The organism is Cyclobacteriaceae bacterium, from assembly GCA_025808415.1.
Taxonomy (GTDB): domain Bacteria; phylum Bacteroidota; class Bacteroidia; order Cytophagales; family Cyclobacteriaceae; genus UBA2336.
Genome location: CP075525.1, coordinates 798671 through 820490, shown reverse-complemented (window position 1 = coordinate 820490; position 21820 = coordinate 798671). Strand labels below are relative to the sequence as shown.

Genomic DNA, 21820 nt, shown 5'->3' with positions numbered 1-21820 from the left:
GATCAACATTGGTTAATCCATTGTAATCTCAAGGGCTAACCCTCTCAGTTCATGTACCAATACATTGAATGATTCAGGGATATTTGGCTTACGCATATTCTCACCCTTCACGATAGATTCGTAAGCCTTGGCACGACCTATCACGTCATCGGACTTGATGGTAAGGATTTCCTGAAGGATGTGCGAAGCGCCAAAGGCCTCAATCGCCCAAACCTCCATTTCACCGAAGCGCTGGCCACCAAACTGCGCTTTACCGCCCAACGGTTGCTGCGTGATGAGTGAATATGGGCCAATTGAACGTGCGTGCATTTTATCGTCAACCAGGTGACCAAGCTTCAGCATATAGGCTACCCCTACGGTTACCGGTTGATCAAATTTCTGGCCTGACAAGCCATCGTACAGGTAAGTTCTTCCAAATTCAGGAAGACCTGCTTCCTTCAATTCGTTCTGAACTTCTTCCAATGAAGCCCCATCAAAAATTGGAGTAGCATATTTACGACCCAATTTCAAACCGGCCCATGCAAGCACAGCCTCGTAAAGCTGTCCGAGGTTCATACGGGAAGGTACGCCTAGCGGGTTTAAGCAAATATCAACCGGTGTTCCATCTTCCAGGAATGGCATATCTTCATCACGAACAATGCGTGCCACAACACCTTTGTTACCGTGACGACCCGCCATTTTATCGCCTACTTTCAATTTGCGTTTCTTCGCAATGTATACTTTGGCCAGCTGAACGATACCCGTAGGCAATTCATCACCTACTTCAAGTGTAAAGCGTTCACGCTTAAACTCACCGGCTATTCCATTACGCTTTACCAGGTAATTTCTTACCAACTGACCAACCAAATCATTGGTATGATCATCAGATGTCCAGTTATCCAGGGAAACGTCAGCAATCAGGTTTACTTCTTCAGGAACAGCGTAGTTGCTTTCGTCACGATAAATATTCTTGTCAGGGAAGAGATTGTTCTCAATTACCTTCGAAGAAAATTTAACACCCTTACTGATAAGTTCGTCACCAAACTTGTGCTTCACACCGTTGCTTGATTTACCGTTCAGCAAGGCGGTAAGCTTCTTGATCATCTCAGTGCGCAACTCCGAAAGCGTTTTGCTGTATTTTGATTTCAGCGCATCCAGCTCTTTCTTCGACTTGCTGCGGATATCTTTATCTCGTTTAGGCCGTGAGAATAATTTTGTATCGATAACCACTCCCTTTAATGATGGGGGTGCCTTAAGCGAAGCATCTTTCACATCACCAGCCTTGTCACCAAAGATGGCGCGGAGCAGTTTTTCTTCAGGTGTCGGATCAGTCTCACCTTTTGGAGTAATCTTACCGATCAAAATATCACCTTCTTTCACCTCGGCACCCACACGGATGATACCGTTTTCATCCAGATGCTTAACGGCTTCTTCGCTTACGTTAGGGATTTCAGAAGTCAGTTCTTCCTCGCCACGCTTAGTGTCGCGCACCTCCAATTCAAATTCTTCAATGTGAATGGAGGTGTAAACATCATCACGCACAACTTTTTCAGAAATAACAATCGCATCCTCAAAGTTATATCCCTGCCACGGCATGTAGGCCACAACCAGGTTTCTTCCTAAAGCCAGCTCGCCATTATTGGTGGCATAACCTTCAACAAGCGGCTGACCTTTTGTAACCCGATCCCCTTTTCTGACAAGCGGGGAGTGATTAATACAGGTATCCTGGTTGGTGCGCCTGAACTTCACCAGGTTATAGGTGCGTACTTCATTATCGAAGTTTACGGAACGTTGTTCTTCCGTTACATCATATTTGATAACGATCTTCTTCGCGTCAACAAATTCTACAACACCATTGCCTTCGGCCGTTATCAATGCGCGCGAATCCAACGCAATGCGTCCCTCCAGGCCAGTGCCCACAATAGGAGCTTCCGGGCGTACCAGGGGCACTGCCTGACGTTGCATGTTTGAACCCATCAAGGCACGGTTTGCGTCATCATGCTCAAGGAATGGAATCATCGAGGCTGCCACCGAAACAATCTGGTTCGGGGCAATATCCATATACTTAAGATCCTTTGGTTCAACCACCGGGAAGTCACCTTCGAAGCGGGCTTTCACCTTCTCCTCAATAAACTCACCGTTAGGCTTAACCTTAATGTTTGCCTGGGCTATGTTATGGGTATCCTCTTCCTCAGCCGTAAGGAATATGATTTCCTTACCCTTTACTTTTCCATTTTCGATTTTACGGTAAGGCGTTTCAATAAAGCCCATCTTATTCACTTTTGCATGAACGCAAAGTGATGAGATAAGGCCAATGTTCGGTCCTTCGGGCGTTTCGATTGTACACAAACGACCGTAGTGTGTATAGTGTACATCGCGCACTTCAAACCCTGCACGTTCACGTGAAAGACCACCTGGACCGAGGGCTGACATTCTACGCTTGTGCGTAATCTCGGCCAGTGGGTTAGTCTGGTCCATAAACTGTGAAAGCTGGTTTGTTCCGAAGAACGAGTTGATAACCGAAGACAATGTGCGCGCATTGATCAAGTCAACGGGTTTAAAGTCTTCGTTGTCACGTACGTTCATCCGTTCCTTAATGGTTCGGGCCATACGGGCAAGACCAACACCAAACTGGGTGTACAATTGTTCGCCAACCGTACGCACCCTGCGGTTACTCAAGTGATCGATATCATCGATCAATGCTTTTGAGTTGATCAGGCCGATGAGGTACTTAACAATAAGAATGATATCTTCTTTGGTCAGTACGCGCTGATCGTAACCAAGATCAAGCCCAAGTTTCTTATTTATACGGTAACGCCCTACTTCACCAAGGTCGTAACGTTTTTCACTAAAGAACAAGCTTTGGATAATATCCCGCGCAGTTTGTTCATCAGGGGCTTCTGTATTTCTAAGCTGACGGTAGATTTGTTCTACAGCCTCTTTCTCGGAGTTAGAGTTATCTTTTGCAAGCGTGTTGAAAATGATGTGGTAATCGGCCACGTTAACATCTTCGCGGTGTAAGATGATAGATTTCACACCGGATTCAAGAATTGTGTCTACATCCTCCTGCGATAACACGTGGTCGCGTTCCAACAACACCTCGTTACGATCAATAGAAACTACTTCACCGGTATCTTCGTCCACGAAGTCTTCCGTCCAGGTGCGCAGCACACGGGCGGCTAACTTACGGCCGGCAACCTTTTTAAGGGTATTCTTGTTCGCTTCCACTTCTTCCGAAAGGCCGAACAAGTCGAGAATATCTTTATCGGTACCGAAACCTATTGCGCGAAGCAAAGTGGTTACGGGGAATTTCTTTTTCCGGTCGATGTAAGCATACATCACTGAGTTAACATCCGTAGCAAATTCGATCCATGATCCCTTGAAAGGAATGATACGGGCCGAGTATAATTTTGTGCCATTAGTGTGCTTGCTCATGGCAAAGAACACCCCGGGTGAACGGTGAAGTTGCGAAACGATTACGCGCTCGGCACCATTGATAACGAAGGATCCTTTCTCCGTCATGTAGGGGATGTTGCCCAGGAAAACTTCTTGCTCTATGGTTTCAAAATCTTCATTATCCTCATCGTTACAAGTGAGGCGAAGTTTTGCTTTTAACGGAACAGAGAAAGTTAAACCCCTGTCAATACACTCGTCCACATTGTATTTGGGCGGGTCAATGGTATAATCCACGAATTCCAACACGAAGTTTTCGCGTGAGTCGGAGATCGGGAAGTTTTCCGCGAACACTTTATAAAGACCTTCGTTTTGTCTTTTTTCAGCGGGCGTATCTATTTGCAAAAAATCTTTGAACGACTGGAGTTGAACGTCCAAAAAATCAGGGTAATCGATAACTTTTTCGGCAGATGAAAAGTCGATTCTGCCAGTGCTATTTTTCTTTGCCAAGGTGCTTAACGTTTATGTTCAAATCCTGGACGAATTTCTGTAACTGGTACGATGCTACAGGTATAAATAGGAATAGACCTTGTCCCGATTATGCCTCGGGGACAAGGTCTAATGGAAGGCATTAGACGTACCATTGCCTTCCAGAAGAATTACTTCAACTCTACTTCAGCACCCGCTTCAACGAGTTGCTTTTTCAGGTTTTCAGCTTCGTCTTTTGGCAATCCTTCTTTGATAGTTTTAGGAGCTCCGTCCACTACATCTTTAGCTTCTTTCAAGCCAAGACCAGTGAGTTCTTTAACAAGTTTCACAATTTGAAGCTTGTTAGCACCCGGTGCCTTCAACACTACATCGAAGTTGGTTTTTTCTTCAGCAGCAGCGCCACCACCAGCAGCTCCGGCAGCAGGGCCAGCAACAACCGCAGCAGCAGCAGGTTCAATGCCGTAAGTTTCCTTTAAATAAGAAGCAAGTTCATTTACTTCTTTTACAGTGAGTTCAACAAGTTGATCTCCGAGAGCTTTAACGTCAGCCATTTTTGATAAAATTTAAAATTTTGATTCAACAATTATTTAGTACCACGTTCTTCCAGTGCTTTCACCAATCCAGCCACTGTTTGCTTTCCACTTAACAAAGCAGAAAGTACATTCTTGGCTGGTGATTGCAGCAAGGAAATAACATCGCCAATAAGCTCATTTTTGCTTTTCAGCTCGCTAAGCGTATTAAGGTTTTCTTCTCCGATAAAAAAATCAGAGTCGATAGAGGCAGCCTTCAGTACCGGTTTACCTTCCAGTTTTTTACGGAACTCCTTAATTACGCGGGCAGGAAGATTTCCAGCTTCTTTTGAGAAGAGGACACCTGAAAACCCATGCAACGTTCCGAACAACGGGGAATAATCAACACCTTCTTGCTTTTCAAGTGCTTTGCGGATCAATGTGTTCTTGTACACTTTGTACTCGATACCACTTTTGAAACAAAGTCTTCTGAACGCATTTACCTGGGCAACGGTTAACCCGCCTGCATCAGTAATGTAGAAGTGCGTGTTATCAGCAAACTTGTGACTGAGTTCCTCTATTATTTGTGCTTTTTCTTCTCTGGTCATGTTTTGTTTTTCTTAAATACCAGCAATAGAACCCGTGTCAATTCTTACACCCGGACTCATCGTAGTAGAAAGGCTTATACTTTTAAAGTATGTGCCTTTTGATGAGGCAGGCTTAAGTTTTGCAACAACCTGAATCATCTCCATGGCATTGTCCCTGATTTTTTCAGGCGAGAAGGAAGCTTTCCCGATGCTCACGTGGATAATTCCAGTTTTATCAATTTTGAAGTCGATTTTACCGGCTTTAACTTCTTTCACGGCTTTACCAACTTCCAGCGTAACAGTTCCTGATTTAGGGTTTGGCATTAAGCCGCGGGGGCCCAACACCTTGCCAAGTTTACCAACCTTGGCCATTACGGTAGGTGTACAGATGATTACGTCAATGTCTGTCCAGCCTCCTTCAATTTTTTGGATGTAGTCATCCAAACCTACGTGATCAGCACCAGCATCTTTTGCTTCCTGAACTTTGTCAGGCGTGCAAAGCACTAGCACCCGAACGGTTTTTCCGATACCATGAGGAAGTGATACAACACCACGAACCATCTGATCGGACTTCTTAGGATCAACACCTAAGCGTATGTCCATATCCACAGAGGCATCGAATTTTGTAAAGGTTATATCCTTTAGCAATTGCGATGCATCTTCCAGGGTATATTCTTTTGCTGGATTATACTTTGTAATTACAGCTTTTCTGTTTTTTGAAATCTTTGCCATGACTTTATTCGTAATCAGTCAGTTAATTATTTATCCCACGGAGGTGTACCCGATACCGTAACGCCCATACTTCTTGCCGTACCGGCCACCATTTTCATGGCCGATTCAATTTTAAACGCATTAAGGTCGGGCATTTTTAACTCGGCAATCGCCTTTACCTGATCCCATGTAATGGAACCAATTTTTACGCGGTTAGGCTCTTTGGAACCACTTTGTTTTTTCATGGTCTCCAGTATCAGGTTAGCTGCCGGAGGCGTTTTAATCACAAAGTCAAAAGACTTGTCATTATAGATCGTAATCAATACCGGAAGCAATTGTCCAGGTTTGTCTTGGGTACGCGCATTAAACTGTTTGCAAAAGTCCATAATATTTAGACCCTTGCTACCTAACGCAGGACCAATTGGAGGAGATGGATTCGCTGATCCTCCTTTAACCTGCAGTTTCAAATAGCCTGTAATTTCCTTTGCCATGATTCTTTAATCTAACTTTTCAACCTGCATATAATTCAACTCAACAGGTGTATTCCTGCCGAAAATCTTAACCATTACGTTAAGCTTCTTCTTTTCTTCAAAAATTTCTTCAACCGATCCGGTAAAACCGCTAAACGGACCATCCATTACTTTCACCGATTCACCTTTGATAAATGGTGTCTCAAGTTTCTCATCGAATGAATCAATCTCATCAACTTTACCTAAAATCCGGTTCACCTCAGACTGGCGCAAAGGCACCGGCTCTTTTGATGACCCCGATCCATTGTTACCCAGAAAGCCAATAACACCGGGTATATTATTTACCGAGTGATATGCCTCCCCATGCGACAAATCAGCAGAGATGAGCACATATCCGGGGAAGAAGTTTCGCTCCCGAACCCTTTTCTTGCCCCCTCTCATTTCATAAACCTTCTCCGATGGTATTAAAACCTGCGGGATAAAATCCCTTAGTTTTTCGCGCTCGATTTCGTTCTCCAGGTAAGATTTAACTTTCTTTTCCTGGCCACTGACAACACGCAGTACATACCACTTCAATTCGCCCATGCCTTTAGCAGGTTAAAATTCTCTATAAAACCACTCCAAACCGGTTTTAAAAACCCAGTCAATAGCACCAATTGCCAAGGCAAAAATGGTTGAAGCCACCAGCACCAAAATGGCACTGCTCTGCAACTCGTTGAAACTGGACCATGAAACCTTGTTTCGCAGCTCATCCCAGGATTCCAAGAAGTATGTTTTAACCTTCTGCATCAGTTTTTAGCGTTTTAGCACGGGTGGAGAGACTCGAATGCTGACGCTTCGGTCAGCATCCTGATCCCCGAAGGGCGTCAGGACTTCCAGGTCTTCCGCCAGTTCATTTTACTTGTTTGCACGGGTGGAGAGACTCGAACTCCCAGCCTGCGGTTTTGGAGACCGCTGCTCTACCAATTGAGCTACACCCGTTTAGGTGATTCTCGTTAGGATTTTGCAGGCTTTTTAAGTCTCCTCAACCCCTTGAACCACATTTAGTTACGTTCTTATACCTTACGCAGCCCAAAAGGACTGCAAAGGTAGAAATAGAACGATAGAAAACAAAGGCGTTTCTTAAAATTTCAGAAACGCCTTATGTTATTGATTATCAGCTTTCTGCTATTCAGCAGACCCTATTGTTCTTAGTCAAGAATTTCAGTTACCTGACCAGATCCAACGGTGCGGCCTCCTTCGCGGATCGCGAAACGAAGACCTTTTTCCATAGCAATCTTGTTGATCAACTGAACTTCGATGGAGATATTATCGCCTGGCATAACCATTTCAACACCAGCAGGCAACATGATTTCTCCTGTTACATCCGTTGTGCGGAAATAGAATTGAGGACGGTATTTGTTAAAGAATGGAGTGTGACGACCACCTTCTTCTTTTGAAAGAACGTAAACCTCAGCTTTGAACTTAGCGTGCGGGGTTACCGAACCGGGCTTACAAATAACCATACCCCTGCGGATTTGCTCCTTTTCAATACCGCGAAGCAATAAACCTACGTTGTCACCAGCCTCGCCCCTGTCAAGGATCTTACGGAACATTTCCACACCCGTAACGGTGGATTTCAAGTTTTCAGCACCCATACCAAGAATTTCAACCGCATCACCAGAGTTGATGATACCGCGCTCGATACGACCGGTAGCCACAGTACCACGACCGGTGATCGAGAACACATCTTCAACCGGCATCAAGAAATCTTTGTCGATCAAACGAACTGGGAGCGGAATGAACTCATCTACCGCCTTCATAAGTTCTTCAATTTTTTCAACCCACTTTGGCTCACCATTCAGTCCTCCCAATGCAGAACCACGGATAACCGGGGTAGTATCACCAGGGAATTTATAAGATGAAAGAAGTTCGCGAACTTCCATTTCAACCAAGTCTAACAATTCTGCATCGTCAACCAAGTCAACTTTGTTCATGAACACCACCAAAGCAGGTACACCTACCTGACGGGCCAACAGAATGTGCTCACGGGTTTGGGGCATAGGGCCATCGGTAGCAGCCACTACCAAGATGGCACCGTCCATCTGGGCAGCACCGGTAACCATGTTCTTCACATAGTCAGCGTGACCCGGACAGTCAACGTGCGCATAGTGACGGTTTTGGGTTTGATACTCAACGTGAGAGGTATTGATGGTAATACCGCGTTCTTTCTCTTCCGGTGCGTTGTCGATAGACGAGAAATCACGTTCAGCGGCAAGACCTTTAGAAGCCAATACTTTGGTAATGGCAGCAGTTAAGGTAGTTTTACCATGGTCAACGTGACCAATTGTACCTACGTTTACGTGGGGTTTCGAACGATCAAATGTTTCTTTAGCCATATTTGAAAATTCCAGTTAAAGTTTAAAGTGTATAATTAATTTAAGTTGTTACATCCCTTAAATCCCCTTTTTGAGGAGATACACCCTAAACATGATAAGCCTGTCGAATAAGGGTTTATTCGTCTGCCCAAGGGCAGTTTGGTTTCTTTTGATTTCCAAACCGATGGCGCTACTCATCCGAAATCAAAAAATCCCATAGTTTCATAGTTTCAATAAGATCAGAACTTCCTTCTGATTCAGTGAGTTTCAGTTTCCTTAACTCAGTTGAGCTGTTGATGAGAATTGAACTCACGACCTCTTCCTTACCAAGGAAGTGCTCTACCCCTGAGCTACAACAGCCTTTAAACCGTTGTTGGTTATTCGCTCTTCGATATTCGCTAAACCCGAACAACGAATAACCAACAACGAACAACTCATCAAGAGCGGGAGACGAGGCTCGAACCCGCGACCTGCAGCTTGGAAGGCTGCCGCTCTACCAACTGAGCTACTCCCGCATACCAATTCAAAATTCCAGATTCAAAATTTTAAATCTTGAATCTGGAATCTTGAATTGACTTGGTGGGGGAAATAGGATTCGAACCTATGAAGTCATAAGACAACAGATTTACAGTCTGTCCCAGTTGGCCGCTTTGGTATTCCCCCAATTGGTTACGGAATCCGAGGATTGCCCCAAAAATCCCGATCAAAACATTTCCTAGAACGTCTTAAAAAAACCGATCGATCATCTCAAAAACGGCATTTTCAAAAATTAGGAGTGCAAAATTATACGGTTTTTTGGTTTCGGCAAACATTTTAAAAAGCAGGGGATGGCTGTTTTTAAAGAATGGCAATATCGTTTAGTACGCCCGGTCCGAATTCCTTGCGGAAGAGTTCAAGAACTTTAGCTTTATGAAGGAGAAAGTCACTTTTCATGGCTGCGGTTTTAAATTCCACGAACAATACCTTGTTTTTGATAAATACCTTACGGGTTCGTTTGGCAATAGGCACACCCACCAACCTTTCCCACGAAGCCACCACTTGTGCCTCATCAAATTTGGATTCCAGGTGATATGAGTTAAGAAGATCACGAATGGCATCCTTAATTGGTAAAATATCAGACTTCTTACCCCGGCCTTTCATTGGATACTGCTTTGATGAATAATCCCCTTTTCTACACTAAAGATATCGCAATCAATATCAAGTTCATCCACCATAGCCTGGGTTCGCTCGGGGCCGGCATCCGTTATGAACGACTGACCATAATCCGCTCCTGAAATAATCCTGAGCAAACGGGCAATGCGCGTATCATCCAATTTGTCAAAAATGTCATCCAGCAATAAAATCGGGCTAAAGCCTAAATGCGACTTAATTACCTCTACCTGAGCTAGTTTAATGGCAACCAGAAACGACTTTTGCTGGCCTTGCGACCCTAAACGTTTCAATTCGCCATGGGCAAATCCAAAAACATAATCATCGCGGTGTACCCCAAAGGTCGTGCGCTGTAAAATCAAGTCCTTTTTGATACTGCTTTTCAAACCTGCTTCAAACTCAGAGGCCTCCAATTCAGAAGCATACGCTAACGTGGCATCCTCACGATTGTCTACTAACAGATTATAGGACGTGTTGAAAATGGGTAAAAACTCTGCCACAAATGCTTTTCTTTTTTGATAGATTAATCCTCCCGACCTGGCCATCTGCTGATCATAAAGATCAATCATATCATAGTCTATAGAATTGTTCTCAGTGAAAAGTTTTAATAAAGCGTTCCGTTGCTTAAGCGCATGATGATATTCCAAAAGTGCATCCAGGTAGGAATGGTCAACTTGAGCAATCATCTGATCAAAAAACTTTCTGCGTGCCTCACTGGATTCTTTTACAAGATCAACATCCAGAGGTGAGATCAACACCACCGGATATTTTCCTATATGATCACTGACCTTGTCATAATCTCTCCCGTTTTCCTGAAACACTTTCTTTTTGCCGGATTGAACCTGGCAAAAAACTTCACCTTGTTTATTCACATTGGCAAAGAAACCCCTGATAAAAAAATAATCGGCACCATAACGAATATTCTGGGTGTCGGATGAATTTGAGAAACTTTTGGTAACGGAGAGATAATGGATGGCATCCAACAGGTTGGTTTTTCCACTTCCGTTTAAGCCCAGCAAAAAATTAACCCGGGAAGGAAACTCCAGCACGAGTTCTTCATAATTCTTAAAATTCGCCAACTGGAGCTTAGTAAGATGCACGGGTTTACGGGGTAAAAATCAATAACATGGTGAAAGGCCGTATTTCAGGTAATACGCTTGGCGATTGACCAATTGTACCCTATTTTCGCAGTCCGAAATTAAAATTAGGGATATGTCCACGACCGCCAAAGCTAAGAAAACTGAAGCCTCTGAGAGCGCAGAAAAAGGTTTTTCAAAAGAAACCTACCTGTTCTGGTATGAAAGCATGTTGTTGATGCGAAAGTTTGAAGAAAAGGCAGGCCAGCTTTACGGTATGCAAAAAATTAAAGGCTTCTGCCACCTCTATATCGGTCAGGAGGCGTGCGCAGCCGGTGCGGTAACGGCACTTAAAAAAGGAGATAAGTGGATAACCGCATATCGCGACCACGCCCATCCGCTTGCATTAGGCACAAGCCCCAATGCAGTGATGGCCGAATTGTATGGAAAAGAAACCGGCTGTTCAAAAGGTAAAGGCGGATCGATGCACATTTTTGATAAGAACGTGAACTTTATCGGGGGGCATGGTATTGTTGGGGGCCAAATCCCTTTGGGGGCAGGTATAGGCTTCGCTGAAAAATACAATAAGACCGACAATCTGTGCATCTGTTACATGGGTGACGGTGCTGTTCGCCAGGGTGCCTTTCATGAGGCCCTGAACCTGGCTATGTTGTGGAAGCTTCCCGTAATTTTTGTAATCGAAAACAATGGCTACGCCATGGGTACTTCCGTAAAACGTACTTCCAACGTGCATGAGCTTTATACCCTGGCGGAATCATACGATATGCCATCGGAACCTGTGGATGCGATGAAAGTTGAAGAAGTACACCTTGCCGTTGCCCGCGCTGCAGAACGCGCCCGTAAAGGCGATGGCCCTACTTTGCTGGAGTTCAGGACCTATCGCTACAAAGGCCACTCCATGTCCGATCCACAAAAGTATCGTACCAAAGATGAGGTTGAGGAGTATAAGCAACGCGACCCGGTTGAGGTGGTGCGTAAAACACTTATGGATAGGAAAATGGCAACCGAAGCCGACCTGGAAAAAATAGAACAAAAAGTTGCGGCCCAGGTGGAGGAAAGCGTGAAGTTTGCCGAAGAATCGAACTTCCCTGATCCATCAGAAGCAATGACCGATATTTATTACGAAGCCGATTACCCCTTCATTACCGACTAACACCCTCCTTTTGTTTAGTATCATCTAATTAGTAGTTTTGCGCCCTTCCCGATGGTTTTCGGGATGTTATCAGGTAAATATTTTAGGGTAATGGCGAAGAAAGACGAAACCAAAGATTTATTGCAGAACCCGGAAGCGCTGGCGGAAAAGCTGGAGGGCGCTGAAAATTGGTTGGAGCAAAACTCAAAACTTGTAACCGGCATGGTGGGTGTACTGCTGTTGATTGTGGCAGGATATTTTGGCTTTATGTATTACAAATCCAGCCAGGATGCTCAAGCCCAACGCGACATGTTTCAGGCGGTGTACTACTTTGAAGCAGACAGTTTGAACCTTGCCCTTAATGGCGATGGTAACAACTTAGGGTTCATCGATATCATTAATGATTACAAGTTTTCGGATGCCGCAAACCTGGCTCATTTCTATGCAGGCGTTTCTTATTTGAAGCAAGGGAAATATGAAGCTGCCAGACTGTACCTGGAAGACTTTAGCTCGAACGATCTTTTGGTTCAGGCACGTGCTTATAGTTTGATTGGCGATGCTTATATGGAAGAAGAAAAATTTGAAGATGCTGCCAAATACTACAATAAGGCAGCAGGCTATAAACCCAACAAATTTTTTACACCTACTTATTTGATGAAAGCGGCATTAGCCTACGAGAAATTGAATCAGCCGGAGAAAGCAAAAGAAGCGTACGATCAGATTATTACAAAATATTTTGAGTCGGCTGAGTTCACCAATGCCCGCAAGTTTAAAGCAAAACTGGAAAGCAACTCGTAAAAGAATTTCAACTACTTTTAAGGGATAGAATTTCTATCCCTTTTTTTATGCTCACTCGTTTTTAAAACAATAGTAAAATGGCAGGCCCCTTATCATCCGGAAAAGTACTAACCCGCATAGATCTTTCCTCCACACGAATTGCTTTGGTTGTTGCTGAATGGAACGAAGAAATCACCGAGGCTTTATATCAATCGGCCGTAGCAACCTTGCTCAGCCATGGGGTAACCAAAGAAAACATTATTCGGAAAAATGTACCGGGCACATTTGAGTTATCACTTGGTGCACAATGGATGGCGCAACGCGATGAGATTGATGCTGTGATTTGCTTAGGTTGTGTTATTCAGGGAGAAACTCCGCACTTCGATTACATCTGCCAGGCGGTAGCCTATGGCATTACTGAAGTTGGATTAAAAACCGGCAAGCCGGTGATTTTTGGGGTGCTTACCACACTAAACAAGCAACAAGCCTTTGACCGGGCAGGTGGCAAATATGGCAACAAGGGTGAAGAGGCAGCGCTCACATCGATTAAGATGTTGGGATTCTAAATCAAGTCAAACAAAAAAGCCCCACAATTAATTGTGAGGCTCTTTTTGTGTAAGTTATTCGACTTACATATTCTTTACCACTTCCTGTCCAAACTCTGAACACTTCAGCAGCGTTGCACCTTCCATCTGACGATGGAAATCATACGTTACACGCTTGGTGGAAATTGCTTTTTCAAGACCACGATTAATCAGATCAGCTGCTTCCTGCCAGCCCATATACTCCAGCATCATCACACCGGAAAGAATAACCGAGCCGGGATTCACTTTATCCTGACCGGCATACTTCGGTGCTGTGCCATGTGTAGCTTCGAAGATGGCGTGACCAGTGATGTAGTTGATGTTCGCTCCCGGAGCAATACCAATACCACCTACCTGAGCCGCTAATGCGTCACTGAGGTAATCTCCGTTTAGGTTTAAGGTAGCTATTACTTCAAAATCTTCAGGGCGTGTTAACACCTGTTGAAGCGTAATGTCGGCAATAGAATCTTTGATGATAATCTTACCCGCAGCCACGGCAGCTTTCTGTTCTGCATTGGCGGCATCTTCTCCCTTTTCTTTCTTGGTCTTTTCCCACCGTTTCCAGGTGTACACTCTATCGCCAAAATATTCTTCAGCAATGGCATAACCCCAGTCCATAAAAGCACCTTCGGTAAACTTCATGATGTTGCCTTTGTGTACGAGCGTTACAGATTTGCGATTAAACTTTATAGCGTAAGCAATAGCACTGTGTATTAACCGAACGCTTCCGCTCCAGCTTACCGGTTTAATACCGATGCCAACGTTCACCTCATTTTTTACACTTGGAGCACCAACCATTTTCCAAAAAGCCTCTGACTTCTCTTTGGTGTTGAATCGAATCTTGTTGTATTCTTTCGGAAACTCCTTCGCAAGAAAATCGAGCATTTTTTGCGCTTCTGGCGACCCCGCAGCAAACTCGATCCCTGCATAAATATCTTCTGTATTTTCACGGAAGATTACCATATCCACCGCACCCGGATTTTTCACCGGTGAAGGTACACCTTCATACCAGCGCACCGGCCGAAGACAAACATATAAATCAAGAATCTGGCGCAAGGCAACATTCAACGAACGTATACCACCACCTACCGGAGTAGTAAGCGGGCCTTTTATTCCAACTAAATAGTCACGGAAAGCATCCAGGGTTTCATCGGGCAACCAGCTTCCTGTTTTGTTAAACGACTTTTCGCCTGCCAATACTTCCTTCCAGTTAATTTTCCTCTTGCCACCGTAAGCTTTTGCAACAGCTGAATCAAATACATGTTGTGAAGCACTCCAGATATCCGGACCCGTACCATCGCCTTCAATAAATGGAATGGTTGGGTTATCGGGTACTGTTAACTTGCCGTTACTGATCGTAATCTTCTGATCGCTCATTTCTATTTAAATTTAAATTCCTTTAAGAGCCCCGAAATTAAAAAAATAGGCGTACAAATGAACAGCTTTTGTGTTTTGGGGCGTTTTTTGTTTGATCATTGTCCCTATGAAAAAAGTAATCCCATTTCTGATCCTGTTCTGCGCCTTATCTGCCTATTCTCCTCAATATGCAGATAGCTTAATTTGCCTTCAGCCAGAAGAGAAAAAATTGTATGACCTTATCATGGATTATCGGCAAAGTCTGGGGCTTGAGGTTATTCCCCTGTCGGCAAAGCTTACCCAGGTGGCACAAATCCATGCCCGCGATTTAAGCGAAAATCACGACCCGACCAATGAGAAATGTAACCTGCACAGCTGGTCGAAAAAAGGAAACTGGACATCATGTTGTTACACCAATGATCACAAGCAAGCCAAATGTATGTGGGATAAACCACGCGAGATTGCCGGTTACAACAGCAATGGATTTGAAATTTCATACTATTCTTCAGCAGGCGCCAATGCCGAAGAAGGACTGGGGGGATGGAAAAAAAGCCCCGGGCACAACAGGGTAATCATCAACGAAGGCACCTGGAAACAACTTGAATGGCGCGCCATTGGCATAGGCATTTATAAAGAATACGGTGTTGTTTGGTTTGGCACACTGGAAGATGATGCTACTCTTGTAGTTTGCAATAATTAACTGATGTTACGCAAGCATGGATGTGTTGATAATTTTGCCTACTGTGCTTTTAGTGTCTTCGTGTTTTTGTGGCTGAAAACATATATCTTTCCCTTCGTCACCAAAAATATTTTATGAAAACAAATTACTACCTGTTATTTCTACTCATGGCATTGTCTTCTGCCAATTTAATCTTCGCTCAGGGTAATTATCCGAACACACCGCCAGCGGTTTCGCCCATGCCCATGAAACCGGAGATGACAGAAATCTGGGAACCTGAGGTGCCAGTTGTAACCCCGGGCAAGAACGTGGGTGACGCACCTTCCGATGCCATTATACTTTTCAATGGCGAAAATCTTGATCAGTGGGTAAGCAAGAAAGATCCGTCTAAGCCGGCTCCGTGGAAACTTGTTGACAAGACACATATGGAGGTAGTGCCCGGTTCAGGCGACATTCAAACGAAAATGAAGTTTGGTGATTGTCAGTTACACCTTGAATTCAGCGCGCCTGATGTAGTGGAGAGCCAGGGGCAGGGCCGCGGAAACAGCGGAGTATTTTTTCAAAACCGGTACGAACTTCAAATACTGGATTCGTATAACAACCGAACCTATCGAAACGGCCAGGCCGGAAGTATTTATAAAGACCACGCTCCCCTGGTTAACGCCATGAAGGGACCGCTTGAGTGGAATACGTTCGATGTAATCTATCGCGCACCGCGCTTCAAAGCCAATGGCAGCCTGGACTCACCGGCCACTATAACCGTGCTGCACAATGGCGTTTTGATCCAGAATAATGTTACCATTAACGGATTAACCTTGTACGTTGGATTGCATCATTACCCTGAAGCGCACGGTGATGATGTGATTTCACTGCAGGATCATGGAAATAAAACGCAGTTCAGAAATATCTGGATCAGGAAATTATAAAGAGAATTTAGAACCCATCTCAAAAATAGTTGTCATCGCGGACAATGATCCGCGATCCCTTTGACGGTAGTATGAAAATGGGAGATACAGGCCTGCCTGCCGGTAGGCAGGCTCAAGGCCGGTATGACTACGCCTCATTTAGTATTTTGAGATGGGTTCTAGTACATCTCTTCCTTACTCGGAAAATCTTTTGATTTTACATCGGTGATATACTTGCCTACTGCATTTGTAATTGCCGTATGCAGGTCGGCATACCTGCGCAAAAAACGTGGCTTAAAATCCTGATTGATGCCCAGCATGTCTTGCATCACAAGTACCTGGCCATCAACATCGGACCCTGCTCCAATGCCAATAACCGGTATATGCAATGCACTGGCAACCTGCTTAGCCAGCTTAGCCGGAATTTTTTCGAGCACGAGTGCAAAACATCCACATGCCTCCAACAGCTTCGCATCCTCCAGCAATTTAGTAGCTTCTGCTTCTTCTTTGGCGCGTACGGTATACGTACCAAATTTATAAATGGACTGAGGTGTTAAGCCCAAATGCCCCATCACCGGAATGCCAGCCATAAGAATTCGCTCAACGGAATCTTTCACTTCACTTCCACCTTCCAACTTAACGGCATGCGCCCCCGCTTCTTTCATAATTCGTATGGCTGAACGTAGCGCTTCACCGGAACTTCCCTGATAAGAACCAAACGGAAGGTCGACTACAACCAGTGCGCGTGTTACGGCTTTCACCACCGATGATCCATGATAAATCATTTGATCCAGCGTGATAGGGAGTGTAGTTTCATTACCAGCCATCACATTCGAAGCTGAATCGCCCACGAGTATAATATCAATGCCCGCACCGTCAATAATTTTTGCCATGCTGTAATCATACGCGGTGAGCATGGAAATTTTTTCTCCTCGGTTTTTCATTTCCTGGAGCTGGTGCGTGGTGATCTTCTTTAAATCGCTTTTGTGTACCGACATGGATCTACGATAAGTAAACAGCTGACTCTTTACCCAGCACAACTTTTACATGATCTTTAATGGTGGTGGCCAGCGCATACCCGGTGTATTGCGGATAAATTGGAAAGTTGGTATGACTACGATTGACAAGAACGGCTGTCTCAATTTTTTTGACTTCGGTGTCTAAAAAAGGTTTAAGCCCATAGGCCAATGTGCGGCCTGTGTTGAGCACATCATCTACTAAAATAATACTCTTCTTCTTTACTTCCTTCACATCGCAATCCAGAATAACCTCGCCTTGCTGGGGAGCCAGTTTATCAAGACTTACTTTCACCAGCTTTGCTTCTATCGATGATATGGATTCAATTTCCTTCGCGAGCAACTTTGCCAACACATAACCCTGGCCATCAATTCCGGCAACGACAATGGACTTCTCCTTGAAATTATTTTCGTAAATCTCGAAGGCCATCCTGCGAATCTTCTGCTTCACCTGCGCGCCATCAAGAATCAATGTTTTTTCCGAAACCATATCAGCTTGGAATAGGAAGCACCTTGCTTGATTTCATGGTAGACAAAATTACCATCGACTGGAGGCTATCCACTACATCAATGTTGGAAACTTTCTCCAGCATCAGTTGCTGATAAGCAGCTATATCGGCACAGATGATTTTTAAAATAAAATCACCGGCTCCCGTAATATGATGGCACTCGATAACCTCATCTACCTGATTGATGGCATGCATAAACTTCTCAATGTTGTCCTTATTGTGGCCTTTCAGGGTAACCATAACAAAGGTGCTAACCCCCAGGCCTACCGAAGCCGGATCAATTACGGCATGATAACTCTTAATTACTTCGGCATTTTCAAGCTTGTTTACACGCTCCAGGGTTGGCGCGGGCGACAGGCCGATTTCTTTGGCCAGCAAAGCATTGGTAATGTTCGAATTGCGTTGAAGCATTTCCAGGATTTTCCTGTCGGTAGCATCCAGTTTGATGTTTTTCATAAGTCGTTTGAGGGGATTATAAACCAAATTATATTTGGTAAAAATAAGGGAAAAAGCGAAAGAATAAACTGCGCGCTGTAGATTAATCTGCTACCAATATTCGGTGTGTCCGGATAATTGAACCATACCGGATTTGCACATAATACATACCCGACTGTAAGCCTGAGCCGGGGATTACTTCAGTATTATATCCAACAGAGGAAGTGACTTCGATTTTCTTAACCTGCTGACCCAACGAATTCACAAGCAGAATTTCAGTATTTCGATTGTCGGGAGCCACCCACTCTACGTTGATTTCACTTTGAGAAGATAGCGGGTTTGGATAAGGTGCCAGAAAAACAAAAGCTTCATCCACGCTTGCGCAGATGCGGTTGTCTTCCGGTGAGCTGTCATCAATTTCTGCTTTTACACAAACAACCTGCAAGGCAGAGGTAAACGGAAGCTCAAAATCGAAAACATGCCTGTAGATTGAATTCGGTTCGATGGAAACCGGAACAATGTCGCGAATGAAAGTACCATTCAATTCCATCCGAAGCGCCAGGTTAGCCAACACCACATTACTATTATTTTGAATCGTTACTGCCGGTTTTATTGCCTGATTAGGTAAGCGCATCAGTTCCAGTTCCGTAAGGGCAACATCAATAACAGGAATAACCACATGAATAACCCTGCTAAAAATATTCGAACAACCCTGTGCATTAAATGCCGTAAGGTCGGCTACATATTGGCCTAATGTTGTATAGGTAAATGAAGGCGAAACCAATGTGCTGGTGGAATTGGCCGGATCATTAAACGCCCAGCTATAACTGGTGGCATTAACCGAGGTGTTGGTAAACTGAACCTGCAAGGGTGGCGGCCCCACTGAAGGTGTTGCTGTAAAACTTGCCTGGGGTGCATTAATGATGTTCACATTTTTGGCTACGCTATAAACACACCCAGTTTGTGTAGTTACAGAAAGCGATACATTGAAGTTTCCGGTATTATTAAAAGAAAAATTCTGAGGGTTGAGATTGCCCGTTCCTAAACCTGCAAAGTTCCAGTTATAGGCAGTTATCGGATCGGCTGGATTAACCGTGTTGCTTGTAAATTCGGTTTGCTGATTGATGCAGTTACGCATAAAAGTAAAATCAGGTGATATTGTATTCGGCACTATCAGAGTTCGGTTTACAGATGCCACACAACCATTGGTAGCCGTTACATTAAGCGTTACACTTTTATTACCTGATGATGTAAAAGCATGCACAGGATTTGCCAGTGTATAGAACGTGCTTTCAATTTGCCATTGCTGGGATTGTAACGCACCTGTTGAAGTGTTCGTAAAACTCACCGGCACGCCAAGGCAAGGCGGGGTATTTGTAAAATTTGCTATTGGTGATTGAGAAATGGTTACCGGCTTTTCCAATACAGAAGAACAACCAAAGTTTGTTATGGTGGTAAGTGAAACATTGTATCCACCGGCATTAGTGAATGTGTGTTGCGGATTTCGCAACGTTGAAGTACCCCCCTCACCAAAATTCCATAACCATGAAGTAATGTTGCTATCAAACGGGTTGGGTGTTAAATCTGTAAATTGTGTTGGCGTGCCGTTGCACGAAAAGGGTGGTAGAGCAACTGCGAAATTGGTTTGGGGCTTGGAGTAGATGGTAATCGGCCTGCTTTTACTGTTCACACAGCCTCCAGTGTTTGTTGCAGCAAGGTTTACCTGATACGTACCGGGATTGCTAAACAATATTACAGGATTAACCACGGTAGCATTTTGTCCATCACCAAATTCCCATGCAAATGAACTTACCTCACCGGTTGTGGTATTGGTAAACGATACAGGTGCATCTTCACATTGACCAATAAAAGTAAAATCGACATCAGGTCCTTGCAAAACTGTGATGATTGATTTTATCACTTCACTCTCGCAGCCCGGTATAGCTGCTTTAAGCTTTATCTCCTGACTAACCGCATTTGCAAACAAAAACTCCAGGTTCTGATTGGTGGATACCGGGGTTCCATTCACGCTCCACGACCATGATGGCATGAGCGCAGCATCAAAAGTTGTTGAATTCGTGAACAGATAATTCTGGTTGGTGCAAATTGGCGATACTGCCGGCAATACAAAATCAGCTACCGGTTGATTGAAAATAGTAAGTTGTTCCCGTGCCAGATTGCTACAGCCATTCGATGCCGTAACCGTTAAGCGAACATCATAGCTCGCGGCTGTTGCATACACATGCGTTGGATTGGGCAGTGAAGAAGTACCGGCATCGCCAAAATTCCAATCGTAGGAAGTAATGTTGCCAGATGTATTCTCAGAAGCGAAGTTGATAGCGTGATTCGCGCAAACGTTTTGCGATATAAATGAAATATCTGGCGCAAGACTGGCGGTAATGGTGATGTTCTTACTGACAGAACGAAGTGATCCATTTGCATCCATGGCCTTCAAGGTAATTTTTTTTGCTCCACTGGTTCCGTAACTTATTAAGGGAGGATTTTGCTCAGCGCTGGTAGGAATATCGGCATCGCAGGATAAAGGAAAGGTTTGTCTGACAAGCCTTCGGTTGGCGAGATCAATGGAAAATCCATACCAATCAGAATTAACCTTCGTCATATCTAAAGCAAAATTCTCATTTGAAATTCCAAAATTTCCGAGATTTTGTCCCGTTCCGTTTTTGTCGACTATACTGCTTCCGAAAGAAAGTCGGTATTGCACCCCGAGAGCTGATTGAATAAATGCATAATAATCGCCACCATCATCAGCAATAACCACACTGGCCGGAAAACTATAGGACGTAAAAAAAGTAATTTCCCCGGTGGTTGGAGGTTGGCTTAAACCGTTTACGAAGTCAAGCCAAAAAACCTTGTTGTTGTTATACGAAGTTACCAGACCAAACCAGCGATCGCATTCGCGAGTAATGGCAATTCCGCGCAGACCAGAAGCTCCTACTACATTAAAAGTTCCTACTGCAGGATTATTAAGAATGGAAGCTCCAAAATCGAATCGGACAATTGACGCAACCCCACCGTTGCTAACAAAAACCTTTACATGTTCATTGTCCTTAGCAATAAAAATTCCATTCGGAGTATTCAACACACCAAACGAACCGAGATTTTGCACGGTAGGGATAGACTCAATATCGCTGCCGAAACTTAATCGTAATAAATTGTTACCAGTTGTATTTACCACCAATGCGAACCATTGATTCGATTCAAAGTACATTTGAAAGTCAAAGGCCCCATTAAGTAAATTGGACGGATTGCCAAGGTCGTTTACGATGGGTGTACCCGATAGGCTAGTGCCAAAATCCATACGAATTAACTTGTTAGCTGCCTGATCAATTGTAAACCCATACCATAATTCGTTATGCTTGATGATTCTTAACGCGCGTGTACGAAACAATAGATTATTGTTGGCTGCCACAGCAACCTGTGGTGTTAAATCAAGATCACCACTACAAAAATCCCAAGAATAGGATGCCTCCCCGGTGGTTTGGTTAAGCAACTCTATTCCCTGGCCGATACAACCTGAGGAAGGCAACGTAAAATCCGTAAACGGACACTGGGCAAAAGCACCATACATCCAAAAGGTAAAGATGATTAAGAGCGAACGCTGCATCAGTGATAAGTGCGGTATTAATAAATATTGATATGCAGGAGTAACCTTTAAACCAACAAAT

Annotated in this window: 20 protein-coding genes and 4 tRNA genes; 5 read left to right on the top strand and 19 right to left on the bottom strand. The window is 44.1% G+C overall.

The features are described 5' to 3' along the window. Positions 1-12 precede the first annotated feature (12 nt). The 14 genes from rpoB to KIT51_03755 all read right to left on the bottom strand — a co-directional run bounded on the left by rpoB (position 13) and on the right by KIT51_03755 (position 10744). A complete protein-coding gene (rpoB, locus tag KIT51_03820; GenBank protein ID UYN87406.1) occupies positions 13-3882 on the bottom strand; it encodes a DNA-directed RNA polymerase subunit beta in 3870 nt (1289 codons plus the stop codon). Between the two features lie 149 nt (positions 3883-4031). Continuing rightward, the gene (rplL, locus tag KIT51_03815; GenBank protein UYN87405.1) at positions 4032-4412 is read right to left on the bottom strand and encodes a 50S ribosomal protein L7/L12; all 381 of its coding nucleotides are present in this window, start codon (positions 4410-4412) and stop codon (positions 4032-4034) included. Positions 4413-4444: 32 nt separating this feature from the next. After that, positions 4445-4978 (bottom strand): 50S ribosomal protein L10, encoded by a 534-nt coding sequence (gene rplJ / locus KIT51_03810; protein ID UYN87404.1) that lies wholly within the window; start codon positions 4976-4978, stop codon positions 4445-4447. 12 nt (positions 4979-4990) lie between these two features. Beyond that, positions 4991-5689, bottom strand: coding sequence for a 50S ribosomal protein L1 (gene rplA / locus KIT51_03805; GenBank protein ID UYN87403.1), 699 nt, complete (start codon positions 5687-5689; stop codon positions 4991-4993). Between the two features lie 26 nt (positions 5690-5715). Continuing rightward, positions 5716-6159, bottom strand: coding sequence for a 50S ribosomal protein L11 (gene rplK / locus KIT51_03800; GenBank protein UYN87402.1), 444 nt, complete (start codon positions 6157-6159; stop codon positions 5716-5718). A 6-nt stretch (positions 6160-6165) separates the two neighbouring features. Next, positions 6166-6723 (bottom strand): transcription termination/antitermination factor NusG, encoded by a 558-nt coding sequence (gene nusG, locus KIT51_03795; protein UYN87401.1) that lies wholly within the window; start codon positions 6721-6723, stop codon positions 6166-6168. A gap of 12 nt (positions 6724-6735) precedes the next feature. Beyond that, positions 6736-6927: a preprotein translocase subunit SecE gene (gene secE / locus KIT51_03790; protein ID UYN87400.1), complete on the bottom strand. Its 192-nt coding sequence runs from the start codon at positions 6925-6927 to the stop codon at positions 6736-6738. Positions 6928-7046: 119 nt separating this feature from the next. Beyond that, positions 7047-7119 (bottom strand) — tRNA-Trp (locus KIT51_03785). A 209-nt stretch (positions 7120-7328) separates the two neighbouring features. After that, positions 7329-8516 (bottom strand): elongation factor Tu, encoded by a 1188-nt coding sequence (tuf, locus tag KIT51_03780; protein ID UYN87399.1) that lies wholly within the window; start codon positions 8514-8516, stop codon positions 7329-7331. A gap of 267 nt (positions 8517-8783) precedes the next feature. Further along, positions 8784-8855, bottom strand: a tRNA-Thr gene (locus KIT51_03775). A gap of 82 nt (positions 8856-8937) precedes the next feature. Further along, positions 8938-9010, bottom strand: a tRNA-Gly gene (locus tag KIT51_03770). 62 nt (positions 9011-9072) lie between these two features. Then, positions 9073-9158, bottom strand: a tRNA-Tyr gene (locus tag KIT51_03765). 174 nt (positions 9159-9332) lie between these two features. Further along, on the bottom strand, positions 9333-9635 hold the full coding sequence (locus KIT51_03760) for a DUF721 domain-containing protein (GenBank protein ID UYN87398.1): 303 nt from the start codon (positions 9633-9635) through the stop codon (positions 9333-9335). After that, the gene (locus tag KIT51_03755; protein ID UYN87397.1) at positions 9632-10744 is read right to left on the bottom strand and encodes a DNA replication/repair protein RecF; all 1113 of its coding nucleotides are present in this window, start codon (positions 10742-10744) and stop codon (positions 9632-9634) included. Before KIT51_03755 ends, KIT51_03760 begins: the two co-directional genes overlap by 4 nt. Positions 10745-10856: 112 nt before the next feature. On the opposite strand from KIT51_03755, the gene pdhA reads away from it, so the two are divergent. The 3 genes from pdhA to KIT51_03740 all read left to right on the top strand — a co-directional run bounded on the left by pdhA (position 10857) and on the right by KIT51_03740 (position 13216). Next, complete coding sequence (gene pdhA, locus KIT51_03750; protein UYN87396.1) at positions 10857-11894, top strand: pyruvate dehydrogenase (acetyl-transferring) E1 component subunit alpha; 1038 nt, start codon at positions 10857-10859, stop codon at positions 11892-11894. Positions 11895-11984: 90 nt separating this feature from the next. Then, the gene (locus KIT51_03745) at positions 11985-12671 is read left to right on the top strand and encodes a tetratricopeptide repeat protein (protein UYN87395.1); all 687 of its coding nucleotides are present in this window, start codon (positions 11985-11987) and stop codon (positions 12669-12671) included. Between the two features lie 77 nt (positions 12672-12748). Then, positions 12749-13216 carry a 6,7-dimethyl-8-ribityllumazine synthase gene (locus KIT51_03740; protein ID UYN87394.1) on the top strand — a complete coding sequence of 156 codons (468 nt, stop codon included), beginning with the start codon at positions 12749-12751 and terminating at the stop codon, positions 13214-13216. A 63-nt stretch (positions 13217-13279) separates the two neighbouring features. Here KIT51_03740 and icd read toward each other — a convergent pair whose 3' ends face one another. Then, positions 13280-14611 (bottom strand): NADP-dependent isocitrate dehydrogenase, encoded by a 1332-nt coding sequence (icd, locus tag KIT51_03735; protein ID UYN87393.1) that lies wholly within the window; start codon positions 14609-14611, stop codon positions 13280-13282. A gap of 106 nt (positions 14612-14717) precedes the next feature. On the opposite strand from icd, the gene KIT51_03730 reads away from it, so the two are divergent. Both KIT51_03730 and KIT51_03725 read left to right on the top strand, forming a co-directional pair. Beyond that, positions 14718-15290, top strand: a complete 573-nt coding sequence (locus KIT51_03730; GenBank protein ID UYN87392.1) for a CAP domain-containing protein — start codon at positions 14718-14720, stop codon at positions 15288-15290. Between the two features lie 113 nt (positions 15291-15403). Next, positions 15404-16195, top strand: coding sequence for a DUF1080 domain-containing protein (locus KIT51_03725; GenBank protein ID UYN87391.1), 792 nt, complete (start codon positions 15404-15406; stop codon positions 16193-16195). Positions 16196-16353: 158 nt separating this feature from the next. On the opposite strand, the gene panB is transcribed toward KIT51_03725, so the two are convergent. The 4 genes from panB to KIT51_03705 all read right to left on the bottom strand — a co-directional run bounded on the left by panB (position 16354) and on the right by KIT51_03705 (position 21759). Next, positions 16354-17172: a 3-methyl-2-oxobutanoate hydroxymethyltransferase gene (panB, locus tag KIT51_03720; protein UYN87390.1), complete on the bottom strand. Its 819-nt coding sequence runs from the start codon at positions 17170-17172 to the stop codon at positions 16354-16356. Positions 17173-17176: 4 nt separating this feature from the next. Further along, positions 17177-17680 (bottom strand): phosphoribosyltransferase, encoded by a 504-nt coding sequence (locus tag KIT51_03715; GenBank protein ID UYN87389.1) that lies wholly within the window; start codon positions 17678-17680, stop codon positions 17177-17179. A gap of 1 nt (position 17681) precedes the next feature. Further along, a complete protein-coding gene (locus tag KIT51_03710; protein ID UYN87388.1) occupies positions 17682-18155 on the bottom strand; it encodes an Lrp/AsnC family transcriptional regulator in 474 nt (157 codons plus the stop codon). An 82-nt stretch (positions 18156-18237) separates the two neighbouring features. Beyond that, a complete protein-coding gene (locus KIT51_03705) occupies positions 18238-21759 on the bottom strand; it encodes a PKD domain-containing protein (protein ID UYN87387.1) in 3522 nt (1173 codons plus the stop codon). Positions 21760-21820 lie beyond the last annotated feature (61 nt).

Bases quoted from the DNA above. Each gene is read 5' to 3' on its own strand.
- rplL (UYN87405.1), bottom strand. From the start codon at position 4,412: ATGGCTGACGTTAAAGCTCTCGGAGATCAACTTGTTGAACTCACTGTA.
- rplJ (UYN87404.1), bottom strand. From the start codon at position 4,978: ATGACCAGAGAAGAAAAAGCACAAATAATAGAGGAACTCAGTCACAAG.
- rplA (UYN87403.1), bottom strand. From the start codon at position 5,689: ATGGCAAAGATTTCAAAAAACAGAAAAGCTGTAATTACAAAGTATAAT.
- rplK (UYN87402.1), bottom strand. From the start codon at position 6,159: ATGGCAAAGGAAATTACAGGCTATTTGAAACTGCAGGTTAAAGGAGGA.
- nusG (UYN87401.1), bottom strand. From the start codon at position 6,723: ATGGGCGAATTGAAGTGGTATGTACTGCGTGTTGTCAGTGGCCAGGAA.
- secE (UYN87400.1), bottom strand. From the start codon at position 6,927: ATGCAGAAGGTTAAAACATACTTCTTGGAATCCTGGGATGAGCTGCGA.
- tuf (UYN87399.1), bottom strand. From the start codon at position 8,516: ATGGCTAAAGAAACATTTGATCGTTCGAAACCCCACGTAAACGTAGGT.
- KIT51_03760 (UYN87398.1), bottom strand. From the start codon at position 9,635: ATGAAAGGCCGGGGTAAGAAGTCTGATATTTTACCAATTAAGGATGCC.
- pdhA (UYN87396.1), top strand. From the start codon at position 10,857: ATGTCCACGACCGCCAAAGCTAAGAAAACTGAAGCCTCTGAGAGCGCA.
- KIT51_03745 (UYN87395.1), top strand. From the start codon at position 11,985: ATGGCGAAGAAAGACGAAACCAAAGATTTATTGCAGAACCCGGAAGCG.
- KIT51_03740 (UYN87394.1), top strand. From the start codon at position 12,749: ATGGCAGGCCCCTTATCATCCGGAAAAGTACTAACCCGCATAGATCTT.
- icd (UYN87393.1), bottom strand. From the start codon at position 14,611: ATGAGCGATCAGAAGATTACGATCAGTAACGGCAAGTTAACAGTACCC.
- KIT51_03730 (UYN87392.1), top strand. From the start codon at position 14,718: ATGAAAAAAGTAATCCCATTTCTGATCCTGTTCTGCGCCTTATCTGCC.
- KIT51_03725 (UYN87391.1), top strand. From the start codon at position 15,404: ATGAAAACAAATTACTACCTGTTATTTCTACTCATGGCATTGTCTTCT.
- panB (UYN87390.1), bottom strand. From the start codon at position 17,172: ATGTCGGTACACAAAAGCGATTTAAAGAAGATCACCACGCACCAGCTC.
- KIT51_03715 (UYN87389.1), bottom strand. From the start codon at position 17,680: ATGGTTTCGGAAAAAACATTGATTCTTGATGGCGCGCAGGTGAAGCAG.
- KIT51_03710 (UYN87388.1), bottom strand. From the start codon at position 18,155: ATGAAAAACATCAAACTGGATGCTACCGACAGGAAAATCCTGGAAATG.
- KIT51_03705 (UYN87387.1), bottom strand. From the start codon at position 21,759: ATGCAGCGTTCGCTCTTAATCATCTTTACCTTTTGGATGTATGGTGCT.